This window comes from Neisseria sp. 27098_8_139 (assembly GCF_041433195.1).
Classification (GTDB): domain Bacteria; phylum Pseudomonadota; class Gammaproteobacteria; order Burkholderiales; family Neisseriaceae; genus Neisseria; species Neisseria subflava.
In genome coordinates, this window is record NZ_JAPWBA010000002.1 from 170,693 (window position 1) to 185,309 (window position 14,617).

At 50.0% G+C, this 14,617-nt stretch carries 18 protein-coding genes; 4 read left to right on the forward strand and 14 right to left on the reverse strand.

Annotated elements, in window-relative coordinates; genetic code table 11:
- Positions 1 to 57: 57 nt before the first annotated feature.
- The 4 genes from plsX to O3660_RS03515 form a co-directional block, all read right to left on the reverse strand.
- Complete coding sequence (gene plsX / locus O3660_RS03500; RefSeq protein WP_049351994.1) at positions 58 to 1,128, reverse strand: phosphate acyltransferase PlsX; 1,071 nt, start codon at positions 1,126 to 1,128, stop codon at positions 58 to 60.
- Positions 1,129 to 1,250: 122 nt separating this feature from the next.
- A complete protein-coding gene (locus O3660_RS03505) occupies positions 1,251 to 1,775 on the reverse strand; it encodes a phosphoribosyltransferase (RefSeq protein WP_049352000.1) in 525 nt (174 codons plus the stop codon).
- A gap of 92 nt (positions 1,776 to 1,867) precedes the next feature.
- Positions 1,868 to 2,047: a 50S ribosomal protein L32 gene (gene rpmF, locus O3660_RS03510; protein ID WP_002240035.1), complete on the reverse strand. Its 180-nt coding sequence runs from the start codon at positions 2,045 to 2,047 to the stop codon at positions 1,868 to 1,870.
- A 33-nt stretch (positions 2,048 to 2,080) separates the two neighbouring features.
- Positions 2,081 to 2,584: a DUF177 domain-containing protein gene (locus tag O3660_RS03515; protein WP_049352003.1), complete on the reverse strand. Its 504-nt coding sequence runs from the start codon at positions 2,582 to 2,584 to the stop codon at positions 2,081 to 2,083.
- Positions 2,585 to 2,639: 55 nt separating this feature from the next.
- Between O3660_RS03515 and O3660_RS03520 the strand changes: the two genes are divergently transcribed.
- Both O3660_RS03520 and O3660_RS03525 read left to right on the forward strand, forming a co-directional pair.
- Positions 2,640 to 3,230: a Maf family nucleotide pyrophosphatase gene (locus O3660_RS03520; RefSeq protein WP_049352071.1), complete on the forward strand. Its 591-nt coding sequence runs from the start codon at positions 2,640 to 2,642 to the stop codon at positions 3,228 to 3,230.
- A 54-nt stretch (positions 3,231 to 3,284) separates the two neighbouring features.
- Positions 3,285 to 3,995 (forward strand): SAM-dependent methyltransferase, encoded by a 711-nt coding sequence (locus tag O3660_RS03525; RefSeq protein WP_049328886.1) that lies wholly within the window; start codon positions 3,285 to 3,287, stop codon positions 3,993 to 3,995.
- A 95-nt stretch (positions 3,996 to 4,090) separates the two neighbouring features.
- Here the strand turns inward: O3660_RS03525 and yidC are convergent, their stop codons facing one another.
- The 4 genes from yidC to rpmH form a co-directional block, all read right to left on the reverse strand.
- The gene (yidC, locus tag O3660_RS03530; protein WP_049352005.1) at positions 4,091 to 5,737 is read right to left on the reverse strand and encodes a membrane protein insertase YidC; all 1,647 of its coding nucleotides are present in this window, start codon (positions 5,735 to 5,737) and stop codon (positions 4,091 to 4,093) included.
- 118 nt (positions 5,738 to 5,855) lie between these two features.
- Entirely contained in the window at positions 5,856 to 6,077 is a 222-nt protein-coding gene (gene yidD / locus O3660_RS03535) for a membrane protein insertion efficiency factor YidD (RefSeq protein WP_049352007.1), read from the reverse strand.
- On the reverse strand, positions 6,074 to 6,415 hold the full coding sequence (gene rnpA, locus O3660_RS03540) for a ribonuclease P protein component (protein WP_049352010.1): 342 nt from the start codon (positions 6,413 to 6,415) through the stop codon (positions 6,074 to 6,076). Before rnpA ends, yidD begins: the two co-directional genes overlap by 4 nt.
- 2 nt (positions 6,416 to 6,417) lie before the next feature.
- Positions 6,418 to 6,552 (reverse strand): 50S ribosomal protein L34, encoded by a 135-nt coding sequence (gene rpmH, locus O3660_RS03545; RefSeq protein ID WP_002214728.1) that lies wholly within the window; start codon positions 6,550 to 6,552, stop codon positions 6,418 to 6,420.
- 315 nt (positions 6,553 to 6,867) lie between these two features.
- On the opposite strand from rpmH, the gene dnaA reads away from it, so the two are divergent.
- Complete coding sequence (gene dnaA / locus O3660_RS03550) at positions 6,868 to 8,436, forward strand: chromosomal replication initiator protein DnaA (protein ID WP_049352012.1); 1,569 nt, start codon at positions 6,868 to 6,870, stop codon at positions 8,434 to 8,436.
- A 106-nt stretch (positions 8,437 to 8,542) separates the two neighbouring features.
- Positions 8,543 to 9,646 (forward strand): DNA polymerase III subunit beta, encoded by a 1,104-nt coding sequence (gene dnaN / locus O3660_RS03555; protein ID WP_003684553.1) that lies wholly within the window; start codon positions 8,543 to 8,545, stop codon positions 9,644 to 9,646.
- A gap of 139 nt (positions 9,647 to 9,785) precedes the next feature.
- Here the strand turns inward: dnaN and O3660_RS03560 are convergent, their stop codons facing one another.
- From O3660_RS03560 to orn, 6 genes are all read right to left on the reverse strand, one after another.
- A complete protein-coding gene (locus O3660_RS03560; protein WP_049352014.1) occupies positions 9,786 to 10,148 on the reverse strand; it encodes a hypothetical protein in 363 nt (120 codons plus the stop codon).
- Between the two features lie 297 nt (positions 10,149 to 10,445).
- Positions 10,446 to 12,032, reverse strand: coding sequence for an L-lactate permease (locus tag O3660_RS03565; protein WP_003684590.1), 1,587 nt, complete (start codon positions 12,030 to 12,032; stop codon positions 10,446 to 10,448).
- 332 nt (positions 12,033 to 12,364) lie between these two features.
- Positions 12,365 to 13,000 (reverse strand): 7-carboxy-7-deazaguanine synthase QueE, encoded by a 636-nt coding sequence (locus O3660_RS03570; RefSeq protein ID WP_049352016.1) that lies wholly within the window; start codon positions 12,998 to 13,000, stop codon positions 12,365 to 12,367.
- A gap of 106 nt (positions 13,001 to 13,106) precedes the next feature.
- A complete protein-coding gene (locus O3660_RS03575) occupies positions 13,107 to 13,478 on the reverse strand; it encodes a DUF1304 domain-containing protein (RefSeq protein ID WP_003684508.1) in 372 nt (123 codons plus the stop codon).
- Positions 13,479 to 13,551: 73 nt separating this feature from the next.
- Complete coding sequence (queD, locus tag O3660_RS03580) at positions 13,552 to 13,974, reverse strand: 6-carboxytetrahydropterin synthase QueD (RefSeq protein ID WP_003748900.1); 423 nt, start codon at positions 13,972 to 13,974, stop codon at positions 13,552 to 13,554.
- Between the two features lie 63 nt (positions 13,975 to 14,037).
- Positions 14,038 to 14,595: an oligoribonuclease gene (gene orn, locus O3660_RS03585; RefSeq protein WP_049352019.1), complete on the reverse strand. Its 558-nt coding sequence runs from the start codon at positions 14,593 to 14,595 to the stop codon at positions 14,038 to 14,040.
- Positions 14,596 to 14,617: the final 22 nt, after the last annotated feature.

Below are 14,617 nucleotides of genomic sequence, written 5' to 3' on the forward strand. Positions count from 1 at the left end.
GATAAAAACAGGCCGTCTGAACATTTTGAAGTTTCAGACGGCCTGTGTATATCAGCCTTAAGCTTCCGTTGCTGGAGTAGCGGCTTCTTCCAGTTCGGCTGCTGCTTTGGCGGCTTCCAAAGCAGCCAACTGGGTGGCTACGCCTTGTTCGATTTGGGCGAGGCCGGCAGATTTGGCTTCGTGGTAGGCTTCTTCCAAAGCATAACGGAAGCCGACTTCGTCAGTTCCGCCGTGGCTCTTAATCACGATGCCGCGTAAACCAAGAAGGATGGCACCGTTAAATTTGCGCGGATCCAATTTGCCTTTCAAACCTTTGAGCGCGGGCAGGGCGGCAATGGCGGCAAGTTTGTTGAACAGGGTGCTTTGGAATTCACGGCGGATGGCGCCGCTCATGAATTTAACCGCGCCTTCGATGGTTTTGAGCATAACGTTGCCGACAAATCCGTCTGCGACAACGACATCGGCTTCGCCATACAAAACGCTGTTGCTTTCGATATTGCCGATAAAGTTGAGTTTGCTGCTGCTCAACAGTTGAAAGGTTTGTTTGACGGCATCCGTGCCCTTGATGTCTTCAGTGCCGACGTTCAAAAGGGCGACACGAGGGCTGCCTTTTTCAGGGTATAGCGCGTGTACCAGCTCGCTGCCGATGATGGCAAATTGAACCAGTTGTTCGGGCGTACAGTCGACGTTGGCACCCAAATCCAAAGCCAGGGTAACGTGTTCGCTGTCGGAAGGCAGGAATTTGGCGATGGCAGGGCGCTCAATGCCGGGAATGGTTTTGAGGACGAATCGGGCGGTCGCCATCAGTGCTCCGGTATTGCCTGCCGATACGGCGGCTTGCGCATTGCCTTCTTTAACTTGGTTGATGGCGATGCGCATGGATGATTCTTTTTTGTTTTTCAGAGCGGATTGTGGCGCTTCATCCATTTCGACGACTTGCGCTGCATGGCAGACGGTAATGCGATCCATAGGCGCGCCTGCCGAGCTTAATGCTTGGCGGACTGCTGCTTCATCTCCGACCATAATCAGATGTACGTCGGATTGCTGTTTCAGGAAATCCACTGCACCGGGGACGGTCATCGCAAGGCCTGCATCTCCGCCCATGGCATCTACGGCCAGTGTAATCATGTTGTTCTCCGGTTTGTGTGTTTCAGACGGCCTCAAACAATCGGAAAAGCACACTCATCTGATTTTCAGGAGATTGAATTGAAAATCAGATGAAAAGGCTTGTTGCGACGGTCGTGCCAGATTTATTGGTTTTGCGCAGCCAATTTGTTGTGTTCGTCGATGTCCAGCGCGTCCCAAGGATAGTTGATCCACCAGTCTTCAACGGTAATGCCGCTGAAATAAGGGATGCCTTCAGGAATTTTACCGGCTTTGGCTTTGATTTTTTCATGCAATACTGCCACGCCGACAGTGCCGAAATCTTCTTTCAACAATTCGTTCAGGCAGAATTCCATGGTAACGCGGCTGTCGTCCACTTCGTCAACAACCAGTACGTTTTTGCCTTTCAGGGCATCTGGAACGGGATCAAGCCATTGGACTTTTTTCACTTCCTCGGTCACTTGACCTTCGTTATCACTGTCGTAGTAGGCTGTGGTGACGGCGTAAATCGGAATTTCCAAGAAGCAGCGCAACATGCGGGCAGGGATAAAACCGCCGCCGCCAATGGCAATCATGGCATCGTATTTGGTGCCGGAGTTTTGGATTTTTTCCGCCAATTCTTTGATTACGCGGTGGATGTCGTCGTAGGTGTACCAGATTTTACGTTTCATGGTGTGCTTCCGAAGAGGAAAATACAGGGTGCAATGCAAAAAAGCCAGTCATTGCATGGCAATATTCTGGCTTTTTCAGTCAGACGAACGGATTATTCGCCTTTAGCTTTTACCACTTTACGGCCACGGTACATACCGTTTGGAGAAATGTGGTGTGGACGATGCACTTCGCCGGTTGCGCTGTCAACAGACAGAGAAGGCGCAGTCAGAGCGTCGTGTGAACGGTGCATACCGCGTTTAGAAGGGGATTTTTTGTTTTGTTGAACGGCCATTTCAAGCTCCTAGATAAATAAACTGTGTCCTAATTAACTGCTTTTCAAACCTGCTAAAACAGCGAAGGGGTTTGGTTTGTCCCGATTGACTTCGTCCAGTGTTCCATTGTTGCCGCAGTCTTCGTGTCGAGGGGAGAAAGGGAGCGACATCAGGATTTGGTCTTCAACCAGAGTCCGCACGTCAAGCTCTTTTTCGAGCAGCATGCCTTCCAATTCTTCATCGGCAAGCATAGCTTCGTCCAAACTCTCTTCATCGGCAAACAGGACGATACGGCTGGTTTCATCGAGCAGAAACGGCATGGGCGTAATGCAACGCTGGCAAATCAGGGGCATGTCGGCTTTGACGTTTAAATCGAGAAACAGACGTTGCAGCCGGTCGCGACCGCCTTGCAGCGTAAACGACACGCGTGTCTGTTTGTCGGCCGGATAATCGTGCGAACTGACTCGTTCATCCAATTCTTCGAGCAGGAAGCTGTCTTGCAGATTCTGCCCTTCGGCGGCGAAAACTTCTGGGTCAATCAAATTAGGGTATGACATAAACGGAGTATGATATAATTTCGACGGTCTAACGTCAATGTTTTTAAGTAAAAATATGGAAGTAAAACTGCCTTTGGTTTTAGGGTCGAGTTCGGTTTTCCGCTGCGGACAGCTTCGCCGTTTGGGTGTCGATTTTCAGACGGCATCGCCTGATTTTGACGAAACGCCTATTGTGGGCGAGCATGCGGGCGAAACGGCGCTGCGTTTGGCGGAAGGCAAAGCCCGTTCATTGGCGGCAATTTTCCCTGCCGCGCTGATTATCGGTGCAGACCAAGTCGCATGGTGCGAAGGACGGCAGTTGGGCAAGCCGATGAACGTCGCAAATGCACAACAGATGCTGGCGGACTTAAGCGGAAAACGGATTGAATTTTACAGTGCAATCGTGCTTTTGAATACTGCTACGGGCAAGGTTCAGCATCATGTCGATCATACGGTGGTTGCCATGCGACAGTTGACGCAGGAGCAAATCAGCCGATATTTGGAACGCGAGCCGGATGCGGTTTATTGTGCCGGTGCGGCGAAGAGCGAGGGTTTGGGCGCTGCTTTGTTGGAGCGGATTGAAAGTACGGACCCGAATGCTTTGATCGGCCTTCCGATTTTCCGTCTGATTGATTTTTTGAAAAACGAAGGTGTGGAAGTTTTATAGTTTGAGGCCGTCTGAATGTGTTCAGACGGCCTGAGATTTTTTGGAGTTGCAAGAATGAAACCGATTTTGTATTTGATTCCTACCCCTTTGGGTGCGCCTGATACGCCATGCCTGTTGCCGCATGAACAACAGGCGATTGTCGGGCTGACGGATTTTGTCGTAGAAGCGGAAAAAACGGCGCGTGCGCATTTGAAACATTTGGGCGTGACTACGCCTATCCGTGAGCTGAATCTGCAAACGCTGAATGAACATACGGATTTGAAGACTTTGCCGGAATTGCTGAAGCCTTTGCAAGAAGGGCGCAGTATGGGCATTGTCAGTGAGGCAGGTTGTCCGGCTGTTGCCGATCCGGGTGCGAATTTGGTGGCATTGGCGCATAAACACGGGTTTGAAGTACGGCCTTTGGTTGGGCCGTCTAGTTTGCTGCTGGCGCTGATGGCTTCGGGTGCGAATGGGCAAAACTTTGCATTTAAGGGTTATCTGCCGTCTGAAAAAAATGAGCGAATTCAGAGTTTGAAGGCTTTGGAGCAACGTTCGCGCCAGCAGAATGAAACGCAGCTGTTTATCGAAACGCCGTATCGCAACGATGCGTTGTTGGCTGATGCGGTGGAAAACCTGCATCCTGAAACGCGCTTATGTGTGGCTACGGACTTGACCTTGCCGACACAGGAAATCATCAGCCAGACGATTGCGCAGTGGCGAAAAAGAAAAGAAATGCCGAATTTGAAAAAACGCCCAACAATTTTTGTGTTGCATGCCGCTTAAAACTGGATTGGGTTCAATCTTAAACTGTATTTGTTTGAGGAAATAAAAAAAGGCCGTCTGAACAACAGACGGCCTTTGTGTTGCCTAAACCTTCATCAAGAAATGACTTCGCCTTGGGCGCGTTGTTTTTCGATGCTGCGGTTGATGTGCCATTGTTGGGCGATGGTCAAGAGGTTGTTGACTACCCAGTACAGAACCAAGCCGGCAGGGAAGAAGAAGAACATGATGGAGAAAACCAAAGGCATGATTTTCATCATTTTCGCCTGCATTGGGTCGGTTGACGGCGGATTCAGATAAGTTTGTGCAAACATGGTTACCGCCATAATCAAAGGCAGGATGTAGAAAGGATCCGGACGGCTCAAGTCGGTAATCCAACCCAACCAAGGCGCTTGGCGCAATTCTACGGAGGCGAACAATGCCCAGTACAGACCGATGAAGACGGGGATTTGCAACAGCATAGGCAGACAGCCGCCCAGCGGATTGATTTTCTCGTCTTTATAAAGCTGCATCATGGCTTGTTGTTGCGCCATGCGGTCATCACCGTATTTCTCTTTAATGGCTTGCAATTTAGGTGCGGCAGCACGCATTTTTGCCATAGAGCGGTAAGAGGCGTTGGTCAATGGATACAGTACGGCTTTGACGATGATGGTCAAAACGATGATTGCCCAGCCCCAGTTGCCGATGATGTTGTGCAGTTGGTTCAAGAGCCAGAAGAGGGGAGAGGCGAACCAGTGTACTTTGCCGTAGTCTTTGGCCAGTTGCAGTTTGTCGGCGATATTGGCGATAACGGAAGTGGTTTGCGGGCCGGCATACAGGTTGATGGCGGTTTCGGCTTTTGCGCCGGCTTGGATCACGGCTAAAGGCACGCTGACGCTTGCACTGTACAGGTTGTCATTGCGGCGTTTGATGTCGATACGGCAGTCGCCAGCGGCGCAAACGCTTTGTCCGCCTTTAGGTTGGAGAATCCAGGTGGACATGAAGTGGTGTTCAATCATGCCGAGCCAGCCGGTCGGGGTTTTGCGGATGTATTCGGCTTCGGATTTGCCGGATTTGGCATCGTCGTCCAAATCAGAGAAGCTGACTTTTTGGAAGTCGCCTTCAGGGGTGTAAACCACCGGGCCGACGTAAGAGCGGGTGAAGTAGCCTTGACCTTCGGGTTCGCTGTTGTCGCGTACGATGCGGTAGTCCGCGCTCAGGTCGACAGGTTGGCCGTTGCTGTTGGTAATGTCAAAGCGGATGTTAACCAAGTAGCTGCCTTTGGTAAAAGTATAAACTTTGTCGATTTTCAGGCCGTTGGTTTCAGGTGCGCTCAGGCGGACTTCAACTTTGTCACCTTCCAAACTGTATTGTTTTTGTGGGGCGGTAAAGCTGATGCCTTTCAGAACGTTGTTGCCTTGAGCGTCCAAAAGTTCAGATTGGGCAACGTAGGTGTATTCCTTGCCGTCGTTAAACAGGACGAAAGGTTTGTGTTCGTCGCCGGTTGCTTTGTATTGCAAGAGGGTCAGCTGACGCAGGTCGCCGCTTTTCTCATCGATGACGGCTTTAACCGTGTCTGTGGTAACGGTAATGGGAGAGGCCGAGGCAAGCACGGCTTCGGCAGCGGCTTTTGCCGGAGCGGCGGCCGTTTGCTGTTGCGCGGCTTGTTGCGCCGGATTGGGTTTGGGGCTGGGAAAAAAATGTTCCCAGCCGGCAAAGATTGCCACTGAAATGGCAAAAAACGCCATTAGTCTTTTAAAATCCATAAGAGATTCCTGGAATTGACGGATAGGTAATCGAGATGAAAACTGCTTCAGACGGCATTATATAGAAACCGACGGGAAATTAAAGGAAATCGTGTTCTTTAAATGGTTGACAGCAGCATTATGGAACAGGGTCATGTCCGTGTCCGCCGAAAGGATGGCATCGTGCGATGCGTTTGATTGCCAGCCATCCGCCTTTGAATGCGCCGTATTTTTTGATGGCTTCGACTGCGTATTGTGAACAGGTCGGGGTATAGCGGCAGCGCGGCGGAATGAGAGGGCTGATGCAGTATTGGTAAAAGCGGATGAGTGCAAGGAGGAGCTTGGAAAGCAGGGTGTTCATCGGCGTTTTTTCATCAGCTGGGCAAGTTGGTCTCGGGCTTCTGGGGCAGTTTCCCGATTAAACGCCTGACGCACGCGCACAACAAAATCATGCGGCGGCAGCTGGTGTTGATTCAGTCTGAACCAGTCGCGGATGACGCGCTTCATATAATTGCGGTCGTGGGCGCGTTTGGCGGTCTTTTTGCTGACGACCAAGCCAAGGCGCGGATGGCCGAGCGCATTGTCTGCGGACTGGGAGACTTGCAGCAAATCGCGGCTGCGTCGGTTTTTCAACGCAAAAACGGATGAAAAATCATCCGTTTTTAATAAGCGATACTGCTTCGAGAAGCCGTAATTCAAAATTATACAGCCAGGCGTTTGCGGCCTTTGGCGCGACGGGCAGCCAATACTGCGCGACCACCGCGGGTTTTGGAGCGAACCAAGAAGCCGTGGGTGCGTTTGCGTTTGGTAACGGAAGGTTGATAAGTGCGTTTCATGATGTTTCCTAAAAATTGGTAGATAATTAAACCGTGAATTACACTCCAATTTGCCGCTTTTGTCAATCAATATAAAAACTTTTCGTTGGCTAAAGTGTGACAACGGGTTTTATGCATTGATAGAATTTGTGGATAAAATTTTGCGGCGGTTGTGGATAAAAAAGAGCGGAATGGGTATAATTGACCAACCTTGCTTTTCTCTGTGTGCAAGGCCGTCTGAAAGCGGGAGTATCGTAAAAATTTGATTTTTATCGGATTGCCTGTCTGCTCTGCCTTCTTGTATTTCCCAAATCTTCCATTTCCGAGCTTAATCTCATGACGTTAGCTGAATTTTGGCCGCTGTGCCTTTGCCGCCTTCACGAAATGTTGCCTGCCGGGCAGTTTGCGCAATGGATTGCGCCTTTGACCGTGGGTGAAGAAAACGGCGTGTGGGTGGTGTATGGTAAAAACCAATTTGCCTGCAATATGCTTAAAAGCCAGTTTGCCGCCAAAATTGATGCCGTGCGTGCCGAATTGGTGCCTCAGCAGGCTGCTTTCGCGTTTAAGCCGGGCGTAGGTACGCATTATGAAATGGCGGCTCAGACTGTTGCGCCGGTGCAAGTGCAAGAGGTCATTGAAGTTGAAGAGTGTGTAGAGCCTGTTCAAATGCCTTTGCAAACTGCTGCGCCAATGGAAGAAAATAGGCCGTCTGAAACGGTTTCCAAACCTGCAGCTGCCATGACGGCTGCCGAGATTTTGGCGCAACGCATGAAAAACCTGCCGCATGAGCCTCAAGTGCAAACTACTGCTCCGGCTGAATCTAAAGCAGTTGCCAAAGCCAAAACCGACGCGCAACACGATGCGGAAGAAGCACGCTACGAACAGACCAATCTGTCGCGCGACTATACATTTGAAACTTTGGTGGAAGGTAAGGGCAACCGCCTTGCCGCCGCTGCCGCCCAAGCGATTGCTGAAAATCCGGGGCAGGGCTACAACCCGTTTTTCTTATACGGCAGTACCGGTTTGGGTAAAACCCACTTGGTGCAAGCCATCGGCAATGAATTGCTGAAAAACCGTCCTGATGCCAAAGTGCGTTATATGCACTCGGACGACTATATCCGCAGCTTTATGAAGGCTGTACGCAACAACACTTATGATGTGTTCAAGCAACAATACAAACAATATGACCTGCTGATTATCGACGATATTCAGTTCATTAAAGGCAAAGACCGTACGATGGAAGAATTTTTCTATCTGTACAACCATTTCCATAACGAGAAAAAACAGCTCATCCTCACTTGCGACGTGTTACCTGCCAAAATTGAAGGCATGGACGACCGGCTCAAATCGCGCTTTTCATGGGGTTTGACTTTAGAACTCGAGCCACCCGAGCTGGAAATGCGCGTGGCGATTTTGCAGAAAAAGGCAGAAGCGGCAGGCATCAGCATTGAAGACGAAGCCGCATTGTTTGTTGCCAACCTGATTCGTTCCAACGTGCGCGAACTGGAAGGCGCGTTCAACCGTGTCAGTGCCAGCAGCCGTTTTATGAACCGTCCTGTCATCGACATGGATTTGGCGCGCACGGCTTTGCAGGATATTATTGCCGAGAAACACAAAGTCATTACCGCCGACATCATCATCGATGCGACAGCCAAATACTACCGTATTAAAATCAGCGATATATTAGGCAAAAAACGCACGCGCAATATTGCCCGTCCGCGCCAAGTTGCCATGAGCCTGACCAAAGAGCTGACCACGCTCAGCCTGCCTTCTATCGGTGATGCCTTTGGCGGTCGCGATCACACGACCGTGATGCACGGTGTCAAAGCGGTGGCAAAACTGCGCGAAGAAGATCCCGAATTGGCGCAAGACTACGAAAAACTGCTGATTTTGATTCAGAACTGACCCAATGCAATATTCAGACGGCCTGATGTCAATGTGAGGCCGTCTGAATACAAAAAATATTTTAAAATACCCAAATCAACCGATTTCAAATTCAAAGGAATGGAACATGCTGATTTTACAAGCCGATCGCGACAGTCTGCTCAAGCCGTTGCAAGCCGTTACCGGTATTGTCGAACGTCGCCATACTCTGCCGATTTTGTCTAATGTGTTGCTGGAAAGCAAAGACGGACAAACCAAACTTTTGGCAACCGACTTGGAAATCCAAATCAATACCGCCGGCCCTGAAAGTCAGGCAGGCGATTTCCGTATTACGACCAACGCTAAAAAATTCCAAGACATCCTGCGTGCCCTGCCTGACAGTGCGCTGGTGTCACTGGATTGGGCGGACAACCGTTTGACTCTGCGCGCGGGAAAATCCCGTTTTGCCCTGCAAACCTTGCCGGCTGAAGACTTTCCGTTGATGAGCGTCGGCAGCGACGTCAGTGCGACTTTCTCACTGACTCAAGAAACCTTCAAAACCATGCTTTCGCAAGTGCAATACAGCATGGCAGTTCAAGATATCCGCTATTACCTCAACGGTTTGCTGATGCAGGTTGAAGGTAATCAGCTGCGCCTTGTTGCAACCGACGGCCACCGCCTTGCTTATGCGGCCAGTCAAATTGAAGCAGAACTGCCGAAAACGGAAGTGATCCTGCCGCGTAAAACGGTATTGGAACTCTTCAAGCTGTTGAACAATCCGTCCGAGTCCATCACCGTTGAGCTTTTGGACAATCAAGTACGCTTCCAATGCAATGGCACAACCATTGTCAGCAAAGTCATCGACGGCAAGTTCCCTGACTTTAACCGCGTGATTCCTTTGGATAATGACAAGATTTTCCTCGTATCCCGTACCCAGCTTTTGGGTGCACTCGAGCGTGCCGCCATTCTTGCCAATGAAAAATTCCGCGGCGCACGACTGTTCCTGCAGCCTGGTTTGCTGAGTGTCGTATGTAGCAACAACGAGCAGGAAGAAGCGCGCGAAGAGCTGGAAATCGCTTACCAAGGCGGAGAGCTCGAAGTCGGTTTCAACATCGGCTACTTGATGGATGTGTTGCGTAACATCCACTCCGACGATATGCAGCTTGCCTTCGGCGATGCCAACCGTTCAACGCTGTTTACCGTACCGAATAATCCGAACTTCAAATACATCGTAATGCCGATGCGTATTTAATTGTTGTGTGAACAAACAAAAAGAGCGTGTACGGTACATGCTCTTTTTATAGGCTCGAATCAAAAGGCCGTCTGAAAATTGTTTTTCAGACGGCCTTTCTATCAAACCGGGATGATTCGGTTAAATAGGAAAACTGGGATTAACGTGGACGTGGTTCGCAGTTTTTCACCAGGAATGAGCCGTTAGGGGCGTTCACGCCAACTACTTCAGAAGTAGTGTGGGTGTTTTTGTCGATGAAACCGGCAGACATTGCATAGCCGCGGCGGTTGGTGAAAGTAGTGCCAGTGCTGTCAGAACGTTTTTTGTCGACAACCAAAGAGGCTTTTTTGCCACCGGCATTTACGTCAGCAGTAATGGCACGGCCGCTACGGTCAAAGCCGTACATCACGTTCAGTGATTTGCCACCGTCACAACTGTAAGAAACGAAGCCGGCAGGTGCAGCGGCAGCGGAGAAGGAAACAGTAGCCAATGCGGCTGCAGTGATAACAGAAAGTAATTTCATGATCTAAGCTCCATATGAGTGTTGTGTGTTATCTTGCAAAGTGAGAAAGGGTTTCCGTTTGCAGATGAAGCGTATTTTAGGCGTTTTGTCGGTAGTGGCAATTGGGTAAATTGCAAAACAGTGTTTACTTATGGTTACCGGATTGTTTATTAATAGAAAGTTGTTTGTAATTTGGTGTTGCAAAGTGGTTATGCGGGTTGTTGCGGAATATATACATTAATGATTCTTTAAGAAATATAGCGAAAGAATACAAAAAAGGCCGTCTGAATATTCAGACGGCCTTTGATATGAAGCGGTTTAGAAGAAGAAAATTGCAGCCACAGTCACGGCGATGATGCCGTAGATGCTCATCGGGATCACAGTTTTCTTGATGATGGCGCCTTCGGCGTTGTTTACGTTCAACACGCTGCACACGGCGATGATGTTGTTGATGCAGACCATGTTGCCCATTGCGCCGCCGACAGATTGCAGGGCGAGGATGAGGGTAACGGACAGGCCGGTATCAAGCGCGATTTGTTGTTGAATCGGACCAAAGGTCAGGTTGGATACAGTGTTGGAGCCGGAGAAGAATGCACCGATTGCACCCAGGTATGGGGAGAAGTACACCCAGTGTTCGCCAGCCGCATTGGCAAATTCTTTACCGATGATTTTCACCATGGAGTCGTCGCCGCCAACCATCATCAGTTGAACCATAATCAACGCACCCATCAGGGCAAGCAGAGGTTTTTTGGTTTGGTTGAAGGTTGCAGCATAGAAAGACCACGCATCTTTGAATTTGGTTTTGTACAGCAGGATGCAAATCCAAACGGTGAAGACAAACGGAATCCAAGCCGGAACGTAGAGGGTTTGGTAGGAAGCGTTTACGCCTTGGCCGAAGATGTTGCCGAAGGTGATGGTTAGGGAGTCGCTGACGGTGATTTTGGACAAATCAAACGGCAGTTGGAAGCTGAACCATTCTTCTTTGCTGGTCAGCAGGCCTTTGATGCCCAGCTGTTTGATACGGGTGATCACCAGCATGCCGATCAGCATACCCAAAGGAGCCAGTGCTTTGGCAACTTGTGCGAAAGGTACTTTTTCTGCATTCGGGTCTTTGGCGTAATCTTTGCTCAAGCCCCAGCCGCGGTTTGCTGCGAATACGGACACCATCAGGCCGATTGCGCCGGCAACCAGAGATGGGAATTCTTCATTAACCATCGCCAAGGCAACGTAAGGAAGGGTACAGGAGAATACGGCGATACCGATGAAGCCCAAGTTTTTGCGGATTTCAGCCCAAGGTACGATGAAGCTCAAGCCGATCACAGGGATGATGAAACCAGCAAAGAAGTGCATTACGCCGGTTCTCATACCGATTTCCATAATGCTCTTTTGATCCAAGCCCAAAGGCGCGAAGCCGAACCAAGTCGGGGTACCTACTGCACCGAAGGACACGGGTACGGAGTTCATGACCAAAGTGAAGATGGCTACTTTTAATGGGTTGAAGCCCAAGCTCATCAGGATTGGCGCGGCAATGGCGGCAGGTGTGCCGAAACCGGATGCGCCTTCAATCATAAAGGCGAAAGACCAGCCGATAATCATCAACTGGGCAATCGGATTCGGGCTGATGGTAGCCAGCCATTTGCGGATGACGTCGATACAGCCGGTGGTTTCCATCATGCGGTTAAACATAATGGCACCGAAAATCACGGTAATCGGGGTCAGGGTAGAGACGAGGCCGGACGCGGCTGTTGCGTTGAGCAACATAGCGTCGTTGCCGAAATAAAACAGTTTGATGGCATAAATCAGCGCGGCGGTAATCGGCAGCGCGACGTAGGACGGCATACTGTTTTTCTTAACCATCAGCCAGATCAGCAGCACAATGGGAAAAATACTGAGAAAGAGAGCCATGGGATTATCCTTGGGGCAACGGGCACCATAACCGTCAATCAATGGCGGTTTGATGCGATGTGTTGAGTAATAGATGTTTTTCGAATAAGGATTGCCACTTTTTTAGATGCAATCAGTTATCAGGTAAATTGGTTTTACCAATTTATGAAAACTGTTGCACACTTTACGTAATCTTATGTAATCGGTCAAGAGGTTTGTAACAAAAAAGGCCGTCTGAAATTGGGTTTTCAGACGGCCTGAGAGCATTGCCAGTAGTGCATTTGGTCGAATATCGAATGGTATTTACATTCAATATTTTGTAAAGGATTTGTTTTTAATTGATTTCAAACGAATTATTCTATTCCTGCCCATTTATGCGTCTGTACGCTCAGTTGCCAATGGACGGGGGAGTCGGATCGGCTGTTTAATACGCCGATTTGGCGGATGGTGTCGTAGATATTCATCACACCGTCTTGTTCGCAAGGCGAGAGGTAGTAATGTTGGGCGCGGATTTTGCGTTCCATCTCTTGGCAAAACGCAACGACATCGCCGTCGGCAACAATACGCACTTCGTCGGCTTTCTCGATGCAACTAGATTCATATTTGGCGGCATAGCAGGCTTTAGGGCTGGTGGCAACGTAGTCGATTTGCGGCGGCGCGGTGTTGAGGCCGTTGGTTTCGATACACAGAAAATAGCCTTCGGCTTTGAGTGCATTGAGCAGGGTATCCAAATGCGGTTGGATGGTGGGTTCGCCGCCGGTAATGATGATGTTGCGCGCCGTGTAGGTTTTCAGACGGCCTAAAATATCGGATAGGCTCATCATGCCGAATTTGAGGTAGTCGGTATCGCACCAGCTGCACGCGAGATTGCATTTGCCCAAACGGATGAAAACGGCGGGCATGCCTGTATTCCAGCCTTCGCCTTGCAGGCTTTCAAAGATTTCGACAATGCGGTATTGGGGATTGTTTGGTGTGATTTGAATGGTCATGAATGTCGGGTGTGCGGGATTTAATTGTTGTGGTAAAGCGTTTTGAGAAATCGGTTGAGGCAGCCATTCTTTCTGTTAGGTTGAGGGGAAAGAATGGCTGGTGTGTTTAAGCTGTAATGACGGCTGCGGCGGCCAAAAATGCCGGCAAGCCTTGTTTGAGCAAAATGCCTTTGTTGCCGGATGAAAACGCGCCCCATGCGGCGGCAATGAGGACGAAGCCGAGGAACAGAATCGTCGCGCCGTAAACGGCGTTGTCGGGTGCGGCAAAGCGCGCCCATACTAAGCCGATGGCGAGGAAGCCGTTGTACAGGCCTTGGTTGGAAAACAGGGTTTGCACGCGTTTTTGTTCCATAAATTCGTAAGGCATGTTGAACAGTTCCGACGCTTTTTCGCTTGGGATTTGCGTCATTTCGAGCCAGGCGATGTAGAAATGTTCGACAGCGACGAAGAGAACGAGGAGGGTGGAGAGGAGTTTCATGAAGATTCCTTTTGATGTTTAGCGGATGGGTGTGTTTGGGGAGCAGGCCGTCTGAAAAATACAGGATGGCAGTTTATTCACCTTCATATTCCGCACACGAAGTCGGCGTTTCCCATAATTTCACGCTGCACACTTTGACACCGGCGTTTTTCAGACGGCCATACATTTCTACGCTCATGTTTTCGGCGGTGGTGCGGCAGGGCAGGCGCAGGGTTTTCATGTTCCAGCCTTCCAAAAGCGCGGCGATTTGGCTTTCGCGTTCGTTGTTGCCGTGATAGATGAAGGCATGGTCGAACGGGTCGGTAATGTGTTGTTTGACGATGGCTTTCAGGTCGGTAAAGTCCATCACCATGCCGTCTTTTGCGCCGCCTTGGATAACGGGCGCGGAGACGGTGATTTCAAGTTTGTAGGTGTGGCCGTGCAGGTTTTGGCATTTGCCGTCATGCCCGTCGAGCATATGCGAGGAATCGAAGGTAAAGATTTTGGTGATTTTCATGAGATGAAGGAAGCCGATGAGGCCGTCTGAACAGTGTAAAACCTGTTTCAGACGGCCTTGGGATTATTGTTCGGAAGGGAGTTTGAGGAAATGCTCGCGATAATGGCGCATTTCTTCGATGCTTTCGAGGATGTCGTCCAATGCCTTGTGCGAACCGCGTTTGATCACGCTTTTGGCGACGGCCGGATTCCAGCGTTTGGCCAATTCTTTCAGCGTGGATACGTCTAAGTTGCGGTAGTGGAAATAGGCTTCCAAACGCGGCATGTATTTGACCATGAAGCGGCGGTCTTGATGGATGGAGTTGCCGCACATGGGCGTGGATTTTTCGGGTATCCATGCGGACATGAAGTCCAACAGGTTTTGCTCGACTTCGGCTTCGGTCAGTTTGGATTCGCGCACGCGTTGGGTCAGGCCGGTACGGCCGTGGGTGGCGGTGTTCCACTCGTCCATGCCGTCGAGCAACTCGTCGCTTTGATGGATGACGTAAACGTCCGATTGCGCCAGTACGTTCAAATCGGAGTCGGTAATGATCATGGCGACTTCGATAATGCGGTCATGTTCCGGGTTGAGGCCGGTCATTTCCATATCGAGCCAGCAGAGATTGTTTGCGTTTTGGGTCATTTCAGACGGCCTTGTGTTTTTA

Coding starts and splice junctions, on each gene's coding strand:
- orn (WP_049352019.1), bottom strand. CDS start 14,595: ATGACCCAAAACGCAAACAATCTCTGCTGGCTCGATATGGAAATGACC.
- O3660_RS03520 (WP_049352071.1), top strand. CDS start 2,640: ATGGAAGTAAAACTGCCTTTGGTTTTAGGGTCGAGTTCGGTTTTCCGC.
- O3660_RS03560 (WP_049352014.1), bottom strand. CDS start 10,148: ATGAAATTACTTTCTGTTATCACTGCAGCCGCATTGGCTACTGTTTCC.
- dnaN (WP_003684553.1), top strand. CDS start 8,543: ATGCTGATTTTACAAGCCGATCGCGACAGTCTGCTCAAGCCGTTGCAA.
- queD (WP_003748900.1), bottom strand. CDS start 13,974: ATGAAAATCACCAAAATCTTTACCTTCGATTCCTCGCATATGCTCGAC.
- plsX (WP_049351994.1), bottom strand. CDS start 1,128: ATGATTACACTGGCCGTAGATGCCATGGGCGGAGATGCAGGCCTTGCG.
- O3660_RS03565 (WP_003684590.1), bottom strand. CDS start 12,032: ATGGCTCTCTTTCTCAGTATTTTTCCCATTGTGCTGCTGATCTGGCTG.
- O3660_RS03570 (WP_049352016.1), bottom strand. CDS start 13,000: ATGACCATTCAAATCACACCAAACAATCCCCAATACCGCATTGTCGAA.
- yidC (WP_049352005.1), bottom strand. CDS start 5,737: ATGGATTTTAAAAGACTAATGGCGTTTTTTGCCATTTCAGTGGCAATC.
- dnaA (WP_049352012.1), top strand. CDS start 6,868: ATGACGTTAGCTGAATTTTGGCCGCTGTGCCTTTGCCGCCTTCACGAA.
- O3660_RS03515 (WP_049352003.1), bottom strand. CDS start 2,584: ATGTCATACCCTAATTTGATTGACCCAGAAGTTTTCGCCGCCGAAGGG.
- O3660_RS03505 (WP_049352000.1), bottom strand. CDS start 1,775: ATGAAACGTAAAATCTGGTACACCTACGACGACATCCACCGCGTAATC.
- O3660_RS03575 (WP_003684508.1), bottom strand. CDS start 13,478: ATGAAACTCCTCTCCACCCTCCTCGTTCTCTTCGTCGCTGTCGAACAT.
- O3660_RS03525 (WP_049328886.1), top strand. CDS start 3,285: ATGAAACCGATTTTGTATTTGATTCCTACCCCTTTGGGTGCGCCTGAT.
- rpmH (WP_002214728.1), bottom strand. CDS start 6,552: ATGAAACGCACTTATCAACCTTCCGTTACCAAACGCAAACGCACCCAC.
- rpmF (WP_002240035.1), bottom strand. CDS start 2,047: ATGGCCGTTCAACAAAACAAAAAATCCCCTTCTAAACGCGGTATGCAC.
- yidD (WP_049352007.1), bottom strand. CDS start 6,077: ATGAACACCCTGCTTTCCAAGCTCCTCCTTGCACTCATCCGCTTTTAC.